This is a genomic window from Caulobacter sp. SL161, assembly GCF_026672375.1.
Classification (GTDB): domain Bacteria; phylum Pseudomonadota; class Alphaproteobacteria; order Caulobacterales; family Caulobacteraceae; genus Caulobacter.
Genome location: NZ_JAPPRA010000001.1, coordinates 1,923,158 through 1,936,198 on the forward strand (window position 1 = coordinate 1,923,158; position 13,041 = coordinate 1,936,198).

Here is a 13,041-nt window from a genome sequence, read left to right on the forward strand (position 1 = left end):
AATCGCATCGTCTACGAAGCCCTAGCCTTCCGGCGGGTCGTCTTCACGTGCGCGCCAAGTTCATGCTCGGGCCATCCGCCTACTGATGGCGGTTTGAACAATCGCGCCACGATGTGATCGGCTGTACCGTCCGACGCCGTCGGAGTAGGCTTCAGCCATGTCGCGTTCCGTCGTCGATCCCCGTTCCGCCCTGCAGTGGCGCGCCGATCAGGCCGCTGGTCCTATTGAGCGGATCACGCCGCAGGAAACCGCCGTCGGCCTGTCGTTCGATGGTCGGCCGCACACGGTGCTGATGGCCACGCCGGACGATCTGGAGGACCTGGCGCGCGGCTTTGTCGTCACCGAAGCGGTGGCCGCCGCCCCGGACATCGCGGCGATCGACATTCGTACCGAAGAGCAGGGCGTCCTGGTCGATGTCCGCTTTGCGCCTGGCGCCGGCCCCCGCAAGGCTCGGCCGCGCAATCTGGAAGGGCGGTCCAGCTGCGGGCTGTGCGGGGTGGAGCGCCTGGCCGACGCCGTGCGCCCGCTGCCGGTGCTGGCGGCCTCGGACAGGGTCCTGGCGCACGCGGTCATCCCCCGCGCGCTGGAGAGGCTGGAGGTCGAACAAGAGCTGGGCCGCCTGACCCGCGCCACCCATGCGGCGGCTTTCTTTTCCCCCGACGGCGATCTGGTGCTGCTGCGCGAGGACGTCGGCCGCCACAACGCGCTGGACAAACTGGCCGGCGGATTGCTGCGCGAGGGGCGTGAGCCGGCGGCTGGCTTCGTTGTCGTAACAAGCCGTTGCTCGTTCGAGATGGTCGAAAAGACCGTGCGGATGGGCTGTCCGATCCTGGTGGCGGTCTCGGCGCCGACCGCTCTGGCCATCGACCGGTCGCAAGCGGCGAACCTGACCCTGGTGGCGCTGGCCCGCGCCGACGGCCATATGGTGTTCGCTGGCCGCGAGCGCCTGGTCGACCCGACGATGGAGACCGTCTGATGTCGGATCCCAAGATCCCCGGCGTCCGCGACTATGACGCCCCCGCCGGCGGCTGGGGCGCGCTGAAGGCCGTGGCCGGCGCGCTGGCCGACCAGGAGACGGTGATCGAGGGCGGCAAGACCCTGCTGCGAGCCAATCAGCCCGAGGGCTTCGACTGTCCGGGCTGCGCCTGGCCCGATCCCAAGCACACCTCGTCGTTCGAGTTCTGCGAGAACGGCGCCAAGGCCGTGGCCTGGGAGGCGACGACCAAGCGCGCCACGCCCGAGGTGTTCGCCCGTCACACGGTCAGTGAGCTCCTGACCTGGAGCGATCACCAGATCGAGGATCTGGGCCGCCTGACCGAGCCGATGGCCTATGACCCGGCCGACGATCGCTACAAGGCGATCGCTTGGGACGAGGCCTTCGCGCGGGCCGGGGCGGCGCTGAAGGCGCTGGAAGATCCTAACCAGGCCGAGTTCTACGCCTCGGGCCGCGCGTCGAACGAGGCGGCGTTCCTGTACCAGCTGCTGGGCCGACGGTTCGGGACCAACAATTTCCCCGACTGCTCGAACATGTGCCACGAGCCCACCAGCGTGGGCCTGCCGGACTCGATCGGCTTGGGCAAGGGCTCGGTGACGCTGGAGGATTTCGACCACGCCGATCTGATCCTGTGTTTCGGCCACAACCCCGGCACCAACCACCCGCGGATGATGGCGACCCTGCGCGAGGCCAGCCGGCGCGGCGCGACGATCCTGGCCTTCAATCCGCTGAAGGAGCGGTCGCTGGAGCGGTTCGCCTCGCCGCAGGATCCCGTCGAGATGGCGACTTTGGGCTCCACGCCCATCGCCTCGGCCTATTATCAGGTGACGATCGGCGGCGACGCCATGCTGGTCCAGGGCATGATGAAGGCGCTGCTGGGGCTGGAGGCGCGCGACGGTGGCGTGCTCGACCACGCTTTCATCGCCGAGCACACCGCCGGATTCGAGGCGCTCGCGGCGCAGCTTGAGGCCCTGGACTGGTCGGTGATCGAGGCCGGCAGCGGTCTGTCGCGCGAACGGATCGAGGCGGCGGCGCGGGTCTACGCCAACGCGAAGGCCACCATCCTCTGCTACGGAATGGGCCTGACCCAGCATCGCGACAGCTCCGGGACGGTGCAGCAGCTGGTCAATCTGCTGCTGCTGAAGGGCAATATCGGTCGGCCGGGCGCGGGCATCTGTCCGCTGCGAGGCCACTCGAACGTCCAGGGCGCGCGCACCGTCGGGGTCTGGGAAAAGCCCCCGGCCGCGCTGCTGGACTCGCTCCGCGACGTCTTCGGCTTCGAACCGCCACGCGCCCACGGCCATACGGTCATCGAAGCGATCGCGGCGATGGAGCAGGGCAAGGCCAGGGCGTTCGTGGGCCTGGGCGGCAACTTCGCCATCGCCGCGCCCGATCCGACCCGCACCTTCGTGGCCATGCGCCGGCTCGATATGGCGGTGCATGTCGCCACCAAGCCCAATCGCACCCACCTGCTGGTCGGCAAGGCGGCGCTGCTGCTGCCGTGCCTGGGACGAACCGAGATGGATGTGCGCGGCGGCGTGCGCCAGTCTGTGACGGTCGAGGACTCGATGTCGATGGTCCACGCCTCGCGCGGCCTCAACCCGCCGGCGTCGGAGCATCTGCTGTCCGAGCCGGCGATCGTGGCGGGGCTGGCCGAGGCGGTCTTCGGTCGCGACCCGCTGATCGACTGGGCCGGTCTGGCCAACGACTATGACGCCGTCCGGGCGCTGATCGCGCGCGTCTTCCCGTCGGCCTTCGCGGACTACAATGACAAGGTTCGGGTTCCGGGCGGCTTCCGGCTGCCGGTCGGGCCGTCGGACCGGATCTGGAGGACCGCCAGCGGCAAGGCCAACTTCCTGGTCTTTGACCCGAAGGGCGGCGATCCGCGACGGGGCGATCCTGACGTCCTGTTGCTGACGACCCTGCGCAGTCACGACCAGTACAACACCACGGTCTATGGCCAGGATGATCGTTACCGGGGCGTGTTCGGACGTCGCGACGTGGTGTTCGCCAATCCCGACGACATGGCGCGGCTGGGCCTGGAGGCCGGGGCCAAGGTTGACCTCCTCGCGGCGTTCGATGATGGCGGCGACCGGGTCGCACGGGGCTTCACGCTCGTGGCGCGCGACATCCCGCCGGGCTGCCTGGCGGCCTATTATCCCGAGACCAATGTGGTGATCGCGCTGGACGACCACGATCTGCGTTCAGGGACGCCGGCCTACAAGTCCGCGCCGGTGCGGCTGCGCAGGCACGAGGCGGGTCTCAACTAAAGCGGTTGTTAGGATGCTTAAGGCCTAATGCGCGCTCTGGGGGGAGGGACCCGTTGCAGGCCGACCGTATCAAGGTTGAGGTTGTCGACGTCGCTGGACTGGGTCCGGCGGAGCGCTCGGCGTGGCGTGACCTGCGCGCGGCTGATCCGATCCTGGCCAGCCCGTATTTCGATCTCCGGTTCATCGATGTCGCGGCCGAGGTCGCGCCGGGCGCCAAGATCGCGGTTGTCCGCGAAGACGGCGAGATCCGGGGCTTCCTGCCGTTCCAGAAGCGTGGCGCGCTGCTGCAGCCGTTGGCGGCGCCGATGAGCGATTTCCACGGGCTGGTCGGTGCGCCGGGCCTGTCGGTGTCTCGGCTGTTGCCGGACCTGCCCGGGGCGCGTCGAGCGCGGTTCGGCGCTCTGGTCGGCGCGAGCGACGAAGACCTGCCGGGCCTTGCGTCCCGCCGGGCGATGGCGGCGGTTCTTTCTGATGGCTTTGACGCCTATTTGGCCGGCCGCGACAGCCGCTTCCTGAAGGACAAGCGCCGGCGTCGACGTACGCTTGAGCGAGACCATGGGCGGCTGAGCTTCTCGCTTCAGCCGGCCACGCGTGACGACATCGCGATGATCGTCGACCGCAAGAGGGCGCAGATCGCGCGGACCCATCAGTACGACGTGTTCGCCTGCGGGTGGACCGTCACGCTGCTCGAACGGCTGGTGGACGCCAGCGCCGAGGACTTTGGTCTGCGGACGGCGACGCTACGGGCCGGGGGCAGGGTGGTGGCGGCCGAGTTGGGCCTGCTTTCCGAGGGCCGCTATCACCTGTGGCTGCCGATCTACGATCCGGAGTTCGCCCGCTACTCGCCCGGTGCGCTGATGACGCTGGATACGCTGGAGGCCTTGGCCGGACTTGGCGTGAGCCGCGTTGATTTCGGGGTCGACGCGGACAGCTACAAGCGTGATTTCGCAGACCCTGTCGAGACGGTGTTCGAAGGTCTCATCGAACGACGGCGCGGCGTCCGGGGGCGTCCCATGCGCGTGATGGGAGCAGCCCGTCTGGCCAGGCGCTTCGATCGCATCGTGGCGTGCGAACCTGGCCTGGTGGGGCAGCTTCGAGGCGGTGGGGGCTTTCTCGCGACGCTCGCCCGCCGCTATCCCCGGCTGGGCGCGGCGCTGGGCCTCGGGTTCGGCCTGGTGGGGCTGGCGATTATGGTGGACTAGCCTGACCCCAACATGACTTCGCGGTCATGACCTCGAATTAAGTCGAAACCTTGTCGGCCCCTCGGTAGCCTCTCCTCATCGAATTTCAACACGCGTCCTTGGGGAGACACTGATGCGGGCTCTGACCACCCTGGCTGTTCTGGCCATCGCCTCGACCGCCGCTGGCGCGGCCGCCGCCGCGCCCTCCGTGAAGATCAAGGACGCCGTCGCCCGCGTTGTGATCATCCCGGAGAACCGTACGGACGTGAAGGTCGAGTTCCTGACCACCAACGCCGCTTTGCCGCTCACGGTCCGCCAGGACGGCGACCAGGTGATTGTTGACGGCGACCTGAAGATGAACCGGATCAACGGCTGCAACAGCCGCAATGGCAAGATCTGGGTGAAGGTGCGTGGCGTTGGGGATGTCTCCTACGACAACATTCCTGAGATCGCGGTCCGCATGCCGATGAATGTGAAGGTCCAGGCTGGCGGGGCCGTGTTCGGCGACATCGGCCGCTCCGACAGCGTCGAACTGGGCAATGCCGGGTGCGGCGATTGGACGGTCGCCAACACCAAGGGCAAGCTGGAAATCGCTCAAGCGGGCTCGGGCGGAGCCAAGGCCGGCACGTCTTCGCAGGCCGAGGTCAGCATTGCCGGTTCTGGCGATGTCTCCACCCAGGCGGTCGCTGGCGACCTTGAGACCAATATCGCCGGTTCAGGCGACATCTGGGTGGCCAGCGTCAGCGGCAAGCTCGAAGCCAGCATCGCGGGCTCCGGCAACATCACGGTCGCGGGCGGTCGTAGCCGTTCGGTCGACATCAGCGTCATGGGCTCGGGGGATGTCAGCTTTAATGGCGAAGCCGATGACGTCGATGTCGCCGTCATGGGATCGGGTGACGTCAAGATCGCCCGGGCGACCGGCCCCGTGAGGAAGCACGTCGGCGGTTCGGGTGATGTGATCATCGGCCAGTAGGACCAAGCCGGACCTACAAGCGGCTCGTCTATATATAATACGTGCTACCGCGAACGCCCCGGCGATGACCTCGTCGGGGCGTTCTTGCGTTCCGTGGCTTGCCTCCGGAAGGGAAGGCGCCTATCCAGAACCCGCCCGACGACTCGCGAACTTCAATTTGCGACGAACCGGACAGAGCGCTTGACGAAACCGATTCCGGAACGTACAAGCGCGCCTCTGTTGGACCGGCTGTGAGCTCTAGGGCTCAAACGCGGTTCGCGAGACGCCCGGACATAGCGCCGCCAACCTCTTTCGAGAGGGGTGCAATATCTGGTCATCACCCCCGACAGGCGACTGTTGGGGACATTTGTTTTGCGGACGCTGCGTACGGAGCCCACCTGGGTTCCGAGTTGGTCTTTGAAATGGTTCGAGACGCGGGCGCAGCCCACTAGGAAACCGAGCGATATGGATCGTCAGAACATCCGCATCCGGCTCAAGGCCTTCGATCACCGCGTGTTGGATCATTCCACGCGCGAGATCGTCAATACGGCCAAGCGTACGGGTGCGACGGTACGGGGCCCCATCCCCCTGCCCACGCTTATCGAGAAATTCACTGTCAACCGTTCGCCGCACGTCGACAAGAAGTCGCGCGAGCAGTTCGAGATCCGTACGCACAAGCGCGTTCTCGATATCGTTGACCCGACTCCGCAGACCGTGGACGCGCTGATGAAGCTCGACCTGTCGGCCGGCGTTGACGTCGAAATCAAGCTGTAAGGAGGGCCGATCCATGACTCTCCCCACCCAACGCACCGGCGTCATCGCCAAGAAGCTCGGCATGACCCGCTTCTTCGACGAAGCTGGTCAGCACGTGCCGGTCACCGTCCTGTCGCTCGACGGTTGCCAGGTCACGGGCGTTCGCACCGTTGAGAAGGACGGCTACACCGCCCTCCAGCTCGGCGCCGGCGCCAAGAAGGCCAAGAACACTTCCAACGCCATGCGTGGTCACTTCGCGAAGGCGGCCGTTGAGCCGAAGCGCGTCGTCGCCGAATTCCGCGTCGAGGAAAACGCCCTGATCGAAGTCGGCGCCGAACTGACGGCCGACCACTTCGTCGCCGGCCAGAAGGTCGACATCCAAGGCGTGACCGTCGGTAAGGGTTTCGCCGGCGCCATGAAGCGCTGGAACTTCGGTGGTCTTCGCGCCACCCACGGTGTTTCGGTCTCGCACCGCTCGCACGGTTCGACCGGTAACCGCCAGGACCCGGGTCGTACGTTCCCGGGCAAGAAGATGGCCGGTCACCTGGGTCAAGAAACCGTCACCACGCTGAACGTCACCGTTTGGAAGGTGGACGTTGAGCGCGGCCTGATCCTGGTCAAGGGCGCTGTCCCCGGCCACGAAGGCAGCTACGTGAAGGTTCGCGACGCCGTGAAGAAGGCTCTGCCGGCTGACGCTCCGCGTCCGGGCGCCTTCCGCAAGGCTGGCGAAGCTGCTCCGGCCGCCGCTGAGACCCCCGCTGAAGAGGCCCCCGCGGCTGCGACCGAAGAGGGCGAAGGCTAATGAAACTCGACGTCATCAAACTGGACGGCGGCAAGGCCGGTTCCGTTGATCTCGACGACGCCATCTTCGGCATCGACGAGATCCGCGGCGACATCCTGCAGCGCGTCGTCACCTGGCAGCTGGCCAAGCGCCGCTCGGGTAACCACAAGATTCAGGTTCGTAACGAGGTCTCTCGTACGAGCAAGAAGATGTACAAGCAGAAGGGCACCGGCGGCGCTCGTCACGGCTCGCGTCGTGCGGCTCAGTTCGTCGGCGGCGCCAAGGCCCACGGTCCCGTGGTCCGCAGCCACGCCTTCGATCTGCCCAAGAAGATCCGCGCCCTGGCCCTGAAGCACGCTCTGTCGTCGAAGGCCAAGTCGGGTTCGCTGGTCGTCCTGGACAGCGCCGTTCTGACCGAAGCCAAGACGGCCGCTCTGCGCGCCAACTTCGACAAGATCGGTCTGAAGAACGCCCTGGTCATCGCCGGTCCGGAAGTGGACGCGAACTTCAAGCTCGCCGCCCGCAACATCCCGAACGTGGATGTCCTGCCGAACGCCGGCCTGAACGTCTACGACGTGCTGCGTCGCCAGACCCTCGTCCTGACCAAGGACGCGGTCGAAGCGATCTCGGCCCGTTTCGCTGAGAAGGAAGCCGCCTAATGGCCGCCACCGCTCGCCACTACGACACGATCCTGTCGCCGGTGATCACCGAAAAGACGACCCTGCTCAGCGAGCAGAACAAGGTTGTCTTCAAGGTGGCCAACGACGCGACCAAGGACGAAATCGCCGCCGCCGTCGAAGAGCTGTTCAAGGTCAAGGTGACCAAGGTCAACACCATCGTGACCAAGGGCAAGACCAAGCGCTTCCGCGGTATCGTGGGTCGTCGCAACGACGTCAAAAAAGCGATCGTGACCCTGGCCGAAGGCCAGTCGATCGACATCACGACGGGGCTCTAAGACATGGCCTTGAAGCAATTTAACCCGACCAGCCCCGGCCAGCGCGGCCTGGTGCTGATCGATCGCAGCGAACTTCACAAGGGTCGCCCCGAGAAGAAGCTCGTTGAAGGCCTGACCAAGTCGGGCGGTCGCGGCGGCAATGGCCGCATCGCGGTCCGTTTCCGCGGCGGCGGCGCCAAGCGCCTGTACCGTCTGGTCGACTTCAAGCGCCGCAAGCAAGGCGTGGCTACGGTCGTTCGTCTCGAGTACGACCCCAACCGCACCGCCTTCATCGCCCTGATCAAGTATCAGGCCGACGGTGAGCTGGCCTACATCCTGGCCCCGCAACGCCTGAAGGCCGGCGACGAAGTCGTCACGGCTGAGAAGGTCGACGTGAAGCCGGGCAACGCCTCGCCGCTGCGCACGCTGCCGATCGGTACGATCATCCACAACATCGAGCTGAAGCCCGCCAAGGGTGGTCAGATCGCCCGTTCGGCTGGCGCCTACGCCCAGCTGGTCGGTCGTGACGCCGGCTACGCCCAGATCCGCCTGAACTCGGGCGAACTGCGCATGGTGCTCGATACGTGCATGGCCACCGTCGGCGCCGTTTCGAACCCCGACCACATGAACCAGAACCTCGGCAAGGCCGGTCGTTCTCGTCACATGGGCCGTCGCCCGCACGTCCGCGGTGTCGCCATGAACCCGGTCGACCACCCCCACGGTGGTGGTGAAGGCCGGACCTCGGGCGGTCGCCACCCGGTGACCCCGGCTGGTAAGCCGACCAAGGGCGCCAAGACCCGCGTCAACAAGGCCACGGATAAGTTCATCATCCGCTCGCGCCACAAAGCGAAGAAGGGCCGCTAAGCCATGACCCGCTCCGTCTGGAAAGGCCCGTTTGTCGACGGGTACCTCCTGAAGAAGGCCGATGCCGCTCTGTCGTCGGGCCGCAAGGACGTCATCAAGACCTGGTCGCGTCGCTCGACGATCATGCCGCAATTTGTCGGCCTGACCTTCGGCGTGCACAACGGCCACAAGCACGTTCCCGTGCTCGTGTCGGAAGACATGGTCGGCATGAAGTTCGGCGAATTCGCGCCGACCCGGAACTTCCCGGGTCACGCCGCCGACAAGAAGGCCAAGAGGAAGTAATCATGGCCAAGCAGAAGCAAGAACGCCGCCTGCCGGCCGCCGAAGCGATGTGCAAGGTGCGCACCCTGCGCACCAGCCCGCGCAAGCTGAACCTGGTCGCTCAGTCCATTCGTGGCCTGAACGTCCAGCGCGCTCTCAACGAGCTCGAGTTCAGCCACAAGCGCATCGCTCAGGACGTCCGCAAGGCGCTGTACTCGGCGATCTCGAACGCCGAGAACAACCACAACCTCGACATCGACTCCCTGGTCGTGGCCGAGGCCTATGTGGGCAAGAACCTGATCATGAAGCGTTTCTCGCCCCGCGCTCGCGGTCGCGCGACGCGCGTTGAGAAGCCGTTCTCCGAGATCACGATCGTGGTCCGCGAACTGGGTGAGGCCGCCTAATGGGTCAGAAAGTCAATCCGGTCGGGCTGCGGCTCGGCATCAACCGCACCTGGGACAGCCGTTGGTTCGCCGACGGCAACCAGTACGGCAAGCTGCTGCACCAAGACCTCGCGGTCCGCGCCGCTCTGAAGAAGCGCCTGTACCAAGCTGGTGTCTCGCGCATCATCATCGAGCGTCCGCACAAGAAGTGCCGCGTGACGATCTATGCCGCCCGTCCGGGCGTCATCATCGGCAAGAAGGGCGCTGACATCGACAAGCTCCGCAAGGACCTGTCGGTGATGACCGAGGGCGAAGTCCACCTGAACATCGTCGAGATCCGCAAGCCGGAAACCGACGCTCAGCTGGTCGCCGAGTCCATCGCTCAGCAGCTGGAGCGCCGTATCGCGTTCCGTCGCGCCATGAAGCGCTCGATCCAGTCGGCCGTGCGCCTCGGCGCCAAGGGCATCCGGATCAACGTTTCGGGTCGTCTGGGCGGCGCTGAAATCGCTCGCATGGAGTGGTACCGCGAAGGCCGCGTGCCGCTGCACACCCTGCGCGCCGACATCGACTTCGGCTTTGCCGAAGCCAAGACCACCTATGGCATCATCGGCGTGAAGACCTGGATCTTCAAGGGCGAGGTGCTCGAGCATGATCCGATGGCGCTCGACAAGCGTCTGGCTACCGAATCCGGCCCCGCCGGTGAGGGTGGCGGACGTGAGCGTGGTGATCGTCCCGACCGGGGCGACCGTCGTGACCGTCGCGATCGCGCCTAAGGATTAGATCGCCATGCTGTCTCCGAAGAAGACCAAATTCCGCAAGCAGTTCAAGGGCCGCATCCACGGCACTTCGAAGGGCGGCACCCTGCTGAACTTCGGTTCGTACGGCCTGAAAGCCGTCGAGCCGGAGCGCATCACGGCCCGTCAGATCGAAGCCGCCCGTCGCGCCATCACCCGCCAGATGAAGCGTCAAGGCCGCGTCTGGATCCGTATCTTCCCGGACGTGCCGGTCACCGGCAAGCCGGCGGAAGTCCGGATGGGTAAGGGTAAGGGCGCCGTGGATTACTGGGCCGCTCGCGTGGCTCCGGGCCGCATCATGTTCGAAATCGACGGCGTGCCGGACGATATCGCGCGTGAAGCGCTCCGCCTTGGCGCCGCCAAGCTGCCGATCCGCACCCGTGTTGTCACCCGCATCGATGCGGGCGTGGCTCAGGAGGCCTGAGGCTCATGAAGATCGCTGAAATCCGGGGCATGACCCCCGACCAGCTGGCCGACACCCTGATCAGCCTGAAGAAGGAGCAGTTCAACCTGCGCTTCCAGGCCGCCACGGGCCAGGTCGAAAAGACCCACCGCGTCAACGAGATCCGCAAGGATATCGCGCGGATCAAGACCGTGCTGCGCGCCAAGGCCGCGGCCTAAGGAGAACGATATGCCCAAGCGTATCCTCGAAGGGGTCGTCGTCTCCGATAAGGGCGACAAGACCGTGGTGGTGAAGGTCGAACGGACCATCGTCCACCCCGTTCTGAAGAAGATCGTGCGTCAGTCCAAAAAGTACCACGCGCACGACGAAGCCAACGCGTACAAGGCCGGTGAAGCTATCCGCATCATCGAGTGCGCTCCGAAGTCCAAGCTGAAGACCTGGGAAGTGCTTCCCAAGGCTTCGGCTTAATCTGGAAGGTTTAGACCATGATCCAGATGCAAACTAACCTGGAAGTTGCCGATAACTCTGGCGCTCGCCGGGTCATGTGCATCAAGGTGTTGGGCGGCGCAGGCCGTCGCTACGCCAGCGTGGGCGACGTCATCGTCGTCTCCGTCAAGGAAGCCATTCCGCGCGGTCGCGTGAAGAAGGGTGACGTGCTTCGCGCCGTCGTCGTTCGGGTGAATCAAAATCTGAAGCGCAAGGATGGCTCGGTCATCCGCTTCGATAAGAACGCCGCGGTGATCGTGAACAAGCAGAGCGAGCCGGTCGGCACGCGGATCTTCGGCCCGGTTCCCCGTGAACTGCGCGCCAAGAACCACATGAAGATCATCTCCCTCGCTCCGGAGGTGCTGTAATGGCCGCTAAGATCAAGAAGGGCGACCGCGTCGTCGTTCTGGCCGGCAAGGACAAGGGCAAGCAAGGCTCGGTCCTGCAAGTCCTGCCGAAGGACAACCGGGTCGTCGTGGAAGGCGTGAACATGGTTTCGCGTCACACCAAGCCGACCCAAGCCGACCCGCAAGGCGGCATCAAGAACAAGGAAGCCGCGCTGCACGTCTCGAACGTCGCCGTCGTGGACTCCAACGGCAAGCCCACCCGCGTCGGTTTCAAGATCGAAGGCGACAAGAAGGTGCGCGTCGCCAAGACGACCGGCGAGGTGATCAATGGCTGATCAAGCTTACGAGCCCCGGCTGAAGACCGTTTATCGTGAGCGCATCCGCGCCGCGATGAAGGAGCAGTTCGGCTACACCAACGAGATGCAGATCCCCAAGCTGGACAAGATCGTCCTGAACATGGGTATCGGCGAGGCCGTGGCCGACTCTAAGAAGGCCCAGACCGCGCTGAAGGACCTGCAAGCGATCGCCGGCCAAAAGCCTGTCGCGACCCGCGCCCGCAAGTCCATCGCCGGCTTCAAGCTGCGCGAAGGCATGGTGGTCGGCGCCAAGGTCACCCTGCGCAAGGACCGGATGTACGAATTCCTCGACCGCCTGGTCACGATCGCGCTGCCGCGCGTGAAGGACTTCCGTGGTCTGAACGGCAAGAGCTTCGACGGCCGTGGCAACTACGCCATGGGCCTGAAGGAGCACCTGGTGTTCCCGGAAATCAACTATGACCAGATCGAACAGATCTGGGGCATGGACATCATCGTCTGCACCACTGCGAAGTCCGACCAGGAAGCCAAGGCTCTCCTGAAGGAATTCCAGTTCCCGTTCGTGAACTAAGAGCGGGAAGGGAAAGAAACCATGGCCAAGAAAAGCGCCGTCAACCGCAACGAAGCCGTCAAGGCCCTCGTCAAGAAGTTCGCCGAGAAGCGCGCCGCGCTGAAGGCGATCGCCAACGACGAGACCCTGCCGCTCGAGGAACGCTTCGAGGCTCGCCTCAAGCTCGCTAAGCTGCCGCGTAACAGCGCCGCGATCCGCATCCGCAATCGCTGCGAAGTCACCGGCCGTCCGCGCGCCTATTACCGTAAGCTCAAGATGAGCCGTGTGGCCCTCCGCGAACTGGGTTCGCAAGGCCAGATCCCCGGCCTCGTCAAGTCGAGCTGGTGAGGACGATCAGATGTCGATGAACGATCCCCTGAGCGATATGATCGCTCGCATCAAGAACGCCGCTCAACGCAAGCGGTCCAAGGTCTCGACGCCGGCTTCCAAGCTGCGCGCCCGCGTCCTGGACGTGCTGGCCGACGAAGGCTACATCCGCGGCTACTCGCTGGTCGAGAAGCCCGGCGCGTTCCCCGAATTCGAGATCGAGCTCAAGTACTTCGACGGTGAGCCCGTGATCGCTGAGATCAGCCGCGTGTCCAAGCCTGGCCGTCGCGTCTACTCCTCGATCAAGGACCTGAAGCCGATCAAGAACGGCCTGGGCATCTCGATCCTGTCGACGCCGAAGGGCGTCATGTCGGACACCGCTGCACGCGACGCTAATGTCGGCGGCGAAGTCCTCTGCCGCGTCTACTAGGCGCGGGAGGGAAAGAG

At 65.3% G+C, this 13,041-nt stretch carries 21 protein-coding genes; all 21 read left to right on the forward strand.

Going from position 1 to position 13,041, the window contains the following annotated elements; genetic code table 11:
* The first annotated feature begins 157 nt into the window (after positions 1-157).
* The 21 genes from fdhD (at position 158) to rpsH (ending at position 13,024) form a co-directional block, all read left to right on the forward strand.
* Complete coding sequence (gene fdhD, locus OVA11_RS09290; protein ID WP_268067149.1) at positions 158-976, forward strand: formate dehydrogenase accessory sulfurtransferase FdhD; 819 nt, start codon at positions 158-160, stop codon at positions 974-976.
* Positions 976-3,264 carry an FdhF/YdeP family oxidoreductase gene (locus OVA11_RS09295; protein ID WP_268067150.1) on the forward strand — a complete coding sequence of 763 codons (2,289 nt, stop codon included), beginning with the start codon at positions 976-978 and terminating at the stop codon, positions 3,262-3,264. The genes fdhD and OVA11_RS09295 overlap by 1 nt, the downstream gene beginning before the upstream one ends.
* Positions 3,265-3,317: 53 nt before the next feature.
* Complete coding sequence (locus tag OVA11_RS09300) at positions 3,318-4,466, forward strand: GNAT family N-acetyltransferase (protein WP_268067151.1); 1,149 nt, start codon at positions 3,318-3,320, stop codon at positions 4,464-4,466.
* 112 nt (positions 4,467-4,578) lie between these two features.
* Positions 4,579-5,418, forward strand: coding sequence for a GIN domain-containing protein (locus OVA11_RS09305; protein WP_268067152.1), 840 nt, complete (start codon positions 4,579-4,581; stop codon positions 5,416-5,418).
* A 230-nt stretch (positions 5,419-5,648) separates the two neighbouring features.
* Positions 5,649-5,849, forward strand: coding sequence for a hypothetical protein (locus OVA11_RS09310; RefSeq protein ID WP_012640189.1), 201 nt, complete (start codon positions 5,649-5,651; stop codon positions 5,847-5,849).
* A gap of 13 nt (positions 5,850-5,862) precedes the next feature.
* The gene (gene rpsJ / locus OVA11_RS09315) at positions 5,863-6,171 is read left to right on the forward strand and encodes a 30S ribosomal protein S10 (protein ID WP_004616952.1); all 309 of its coding nucleotides are present in this window, start codon (positions 5,863-5,865) and stop codon (positions 6,169-6,171) included.
* A 13-nt stretch (positions 6,172-6,184) separates the two neighbouring features.
* Positions 6,185-6,952 carry a 50S ribosomal protein L3 gene (gene rplC, locus OVA11_RS09320; protein ID WP_096032932.1) on the forward strand — a complete coding sequence of 256 codons (768 nt, stop codon included), beginning with the start codon at positions 6,185-6,187 and terminating at the stop codon, positions 6,950-6,952.
* Positions 6,952-7,590: a 50S ribosomal protein L4 gene (gene rplD, locus OVA11_RS09325; RefSeq protein WP_099503304.1), complete on the forward strand. Its 639-nt coding sequence runs from the start codon at positions 6,952-6,954 to the stop codon at positions 7,588-7,590. Before rplC ends, rplD begins: the two co-directional genes overlap by 1 nt.
* A complete protein-coding gene (locus tag OVA11_RS09330; RefSeq protein ID WP_010919129.1) occupies positions 7,590-7,886 on the forward strand; it encodes a 50S ribosomal protein L23 in 297 nt (98 codons plus the stop codon). Before rplD ends, OVA11_RS09330 begins: the two co-directional genes overlap by 1 nt.
* 3 nt (positions 7,887-7,889) lie before the next feature.
* Complete coding sequence (rplB, locus tag OVA11_RS09335; RefSeq protein ID WP_010919130.1) at positions 7,890-8,729, forward strand: 50S ribosomal protein L2; 840 nt, start codon at positions 7,890-7,892, stop codon at positions 8,727-8,729.
* Between the two features lie 3 nt (positions 8,730-8,732).
* On the forward strand, positions 8,733-9,011 hold the full coding sequence (gene rpsS, locus OVA11_RS09340; protein ID WP_010919131.1) for a 30S ribosomal protein S19: 279 nt from the start codon (positions 8,733-8,735) through the stop codon (positions 9,009-9,011).
* 2 nt (positions 9,012-9,013) lie between these two features.
* On the forward strand, positions 9,014-9,394 hold the full coding sequence (gene rplV, locus OVA11_RS09345; protein ID WP_010919132.1) for a 50S ribosomal protein L22: 381 nt from the start codon (positions 9,014-9,016) through the stop codon (positions 9,392-9,394).
* Positions 9,394-10,146, forward strand: a complete 753-nt coding sequence (rpsC, locus tag OVA11_RS09350; protein ID WP_096032933.1) for a 30S ribosomal protein S3 — start codon at positions 9,394-9,396, stop codon at positions 10,144-10,146. Before rplV ends, rpsC begins: the two co-directional genes overlap by 1 nt.
* Before the next feature lie 13 nt (positions 10,147-10,159).
* Positions 10,160-10,591, forward strand: coding sequence for a 50S ribosomal protein L16 (rplP, locus tag OVA11_RS09355; RefSeq protein WP_010919134.1), 432 nt, complete (start codon positions 10,160-10,162; stop codon positions 10,589-10,591).
* Between the two features lie 5 nt (positions 10,592-10,596).
* Complete coding sequence (gene rpmC / locus OVA11_RS09360; RefSeq protein ID WP_010919135.1) at positions 10,597-10,788, forward strand: 50S ribosomal protein L29; 192 nt, start codon at positions 10,597-10,599, stop codon at positions 10,786-10,788.
* Positions 10,789-10,798: 10 nt separating this feature from the next.
* Entirely contained in the window at positions 10,799-11,038 is a 240-nt protein-coding gene (gene rpsQ, locus OVA11_RS09365; protein WP_010919136.1) for a 30S ribosomal protein S17, read from the forward strand.
* A gap of 17 nt (positions 11,039-11,055) precedes the next feature.
* Entirely contained in the window at positions 11,056-11,424 is a 369-nt protein-coding gene (gene rplN / locus OVA11_RS09370; RefSeq protein ID WP_010919137.1) for a 50S ribosomal protein L14, read from the forward strand.
* Positions 11,424-11,738: a 50S ribosomal protein L24 gene (rplX, locus tag OVA11_RS09375; RefSeq protein WP_010919138.1), complete on the forward strand. Its 315-nt coding sequence runs from the start codon at positions 11,424-11,426 to the stop codon at positions 11,736-11,738. The genes rplN and rplX overlap by 1 nt, the downstream gene beginning before the upstream one ends.
* Positions 11,731-12,288 carry a 50S ribosomal protein L5 gene (rplE, locus tag OVA11_RS09380; RefSeq protein ID WP_099503308.1) on the forward strand — a complete coding sequence of 186 codons (558 nt, stop codon included), beginning with the start codon at positions 11,731-11,733 and terminating at the stop codon, positions 12,286-12,288. The genes rplX and rplE overlap by 8 nt, the downstream gene beginning before the upstream one ends.
* A gap of 21 nt (positions 12,289-12,309) precedes the next feature.
* Positions 12,310-12,615 (forward strand): 30S ribosomal protein S14, encoded by a 306-nt coding sequence (gene rpsN, locus OVA11_RS09385; RefSeq protein ID WP_010919140.1) that lies wholly within the window; start codon positions 12,310-12,312, stop codon positions 12,613-12,615.
* Positions 12,616-12,625: 10 nt separating this feature from the next.
* Complete coding sequence (gene rpsH / locus OVA11_RS09390) at positions 12,626-13,024, forward strand: 30S ribosomal protein S8 (protein ID WP_010919141.1); 399 nt, start codon at positions 12,626-12,628, stop codon at positions 13,022-13,024.
* Positions 13,025-13,041: the final 17 nt, after the last annotated feature.

Coding starts and splice junctions, on each gene's coding strand:
- fdhD (WP_268067149.1), top strand. CDS start 158: ATGTCGCGTTCCGTCGTCGATCCCCGTTCCGCCCTGCAGTGGCGCGCC.
- OVA11_RS09295 (WP_268067150.1), top strand. CDS start 976: ATGTCGGATCCCAAGATCCCCGGCGTCCGCGACTATGACGCCCCCGCC.
- OVA11_RS09305 (WP_268067152.1), top strand. CDS start 4,579: ATGCGGGCTCTGACCACCCTGGCTGTTCTGGCCATCGCCTCGACCGCC.
- rpsJ (WP_004616952.1), top strand. CDS start 5,863: ATGGATCGTCAGAACATCCGCATCCGGCTCAAGGCCTTCGATCACCGC.
- rplC (WP_096032932.1), top strand. CDS start 6,185: ATGACTCTCCCCACCCAACGCACCGGCGTCATCGCCAAGAAGCTCGGC.
- rplD (WP_099503304.1), top strand. CDS start 6,952: ATGAAACTCGACGTCATCAAACTGGACGGCGGCAAGGCCGGTTCCGTT.
- OVA11_RS09330 (WP_010919129.1), top strand. CDS start 7,590: ATGGCCGCCACCGCTCGCCACTACGACACGATCCTGTCGCCGGTGATC.
- rplB (WP_010919130.1), top strand. CDS start 7,890: ATGGCCTTGAAGCAATTTAACCCGACCAGCCCCGGCCAGCGCGGCCTG.
- rpsS (WP_010919131.1), top strand. CDS start 8,733: ATGACCCGCTCCGTCTGGAAAGGCCCGTTTGTCGACGGGTACCTCCTG.
- rplV (WP_010919132.1), top strand. CDS start 9,014: ATGGCCAAGCAGAAGCAAGAACGCCGCCTGCCGGCCGCCGAAGCGATG.
- rpsC (WP_096032933.1), top strand. CDS start 9,394: ATGGGTCAGAAAGTCAATCCGGTCGGGCTGCGGCTCGGCATCAACCGC.
- rplP (WP_010919134.1), top strand. CDS start 10,160: ATGCTGTCTCCGAAGAAGACCAAATTCCGCAAGCAGTTCAAGGGCCGC.
- rpmC (WP_010919135.1), top strand. CDS start 10,597: ATGAAGATCGCTGAAATCCGGGGCATGACCCCCGACCAGCTGGCCGAC.
- rpsQ (WP_010919136.1), top strand. CDS start 10,799: ATGCCCAAGCGTATCCTCGAAGGGGTCGTCGTCTCCGATAAGGGCGAC.
- rplN (WP_010919137.1), top strand. CDS start 11,056: ATGATCCAGATGCAAACTAACCTGGAAGTTGCCGATAACTCTGGCGCT.
- rplX (WP_010919138.1), top strand. CDS start 11,424: ATGGCCGCTAAGATCAAGAAGGGCGACCGCGTCGTCGTTCTGGCCGGC.
- rplE (WP_099503308.1), top strand. CDS start 11,731: ATGGCTGATCAAGCTTACGAGCCCCGGCTGAAGACCGTTTATCGTGAG.
- rpsN (WP_010919140.1), top strand. CDS start 12,310: ATGGCCAAGAAAAGCGCCGTCAACCGCAACGAAGCCGTCAAGGCCCTC.
- rpsH (WP_010919141.1), top strand. CDS start 12,626: ATGTCGATGAACGATCCCCTGAGCGATATGATCGCTCGCATCAAGAAC.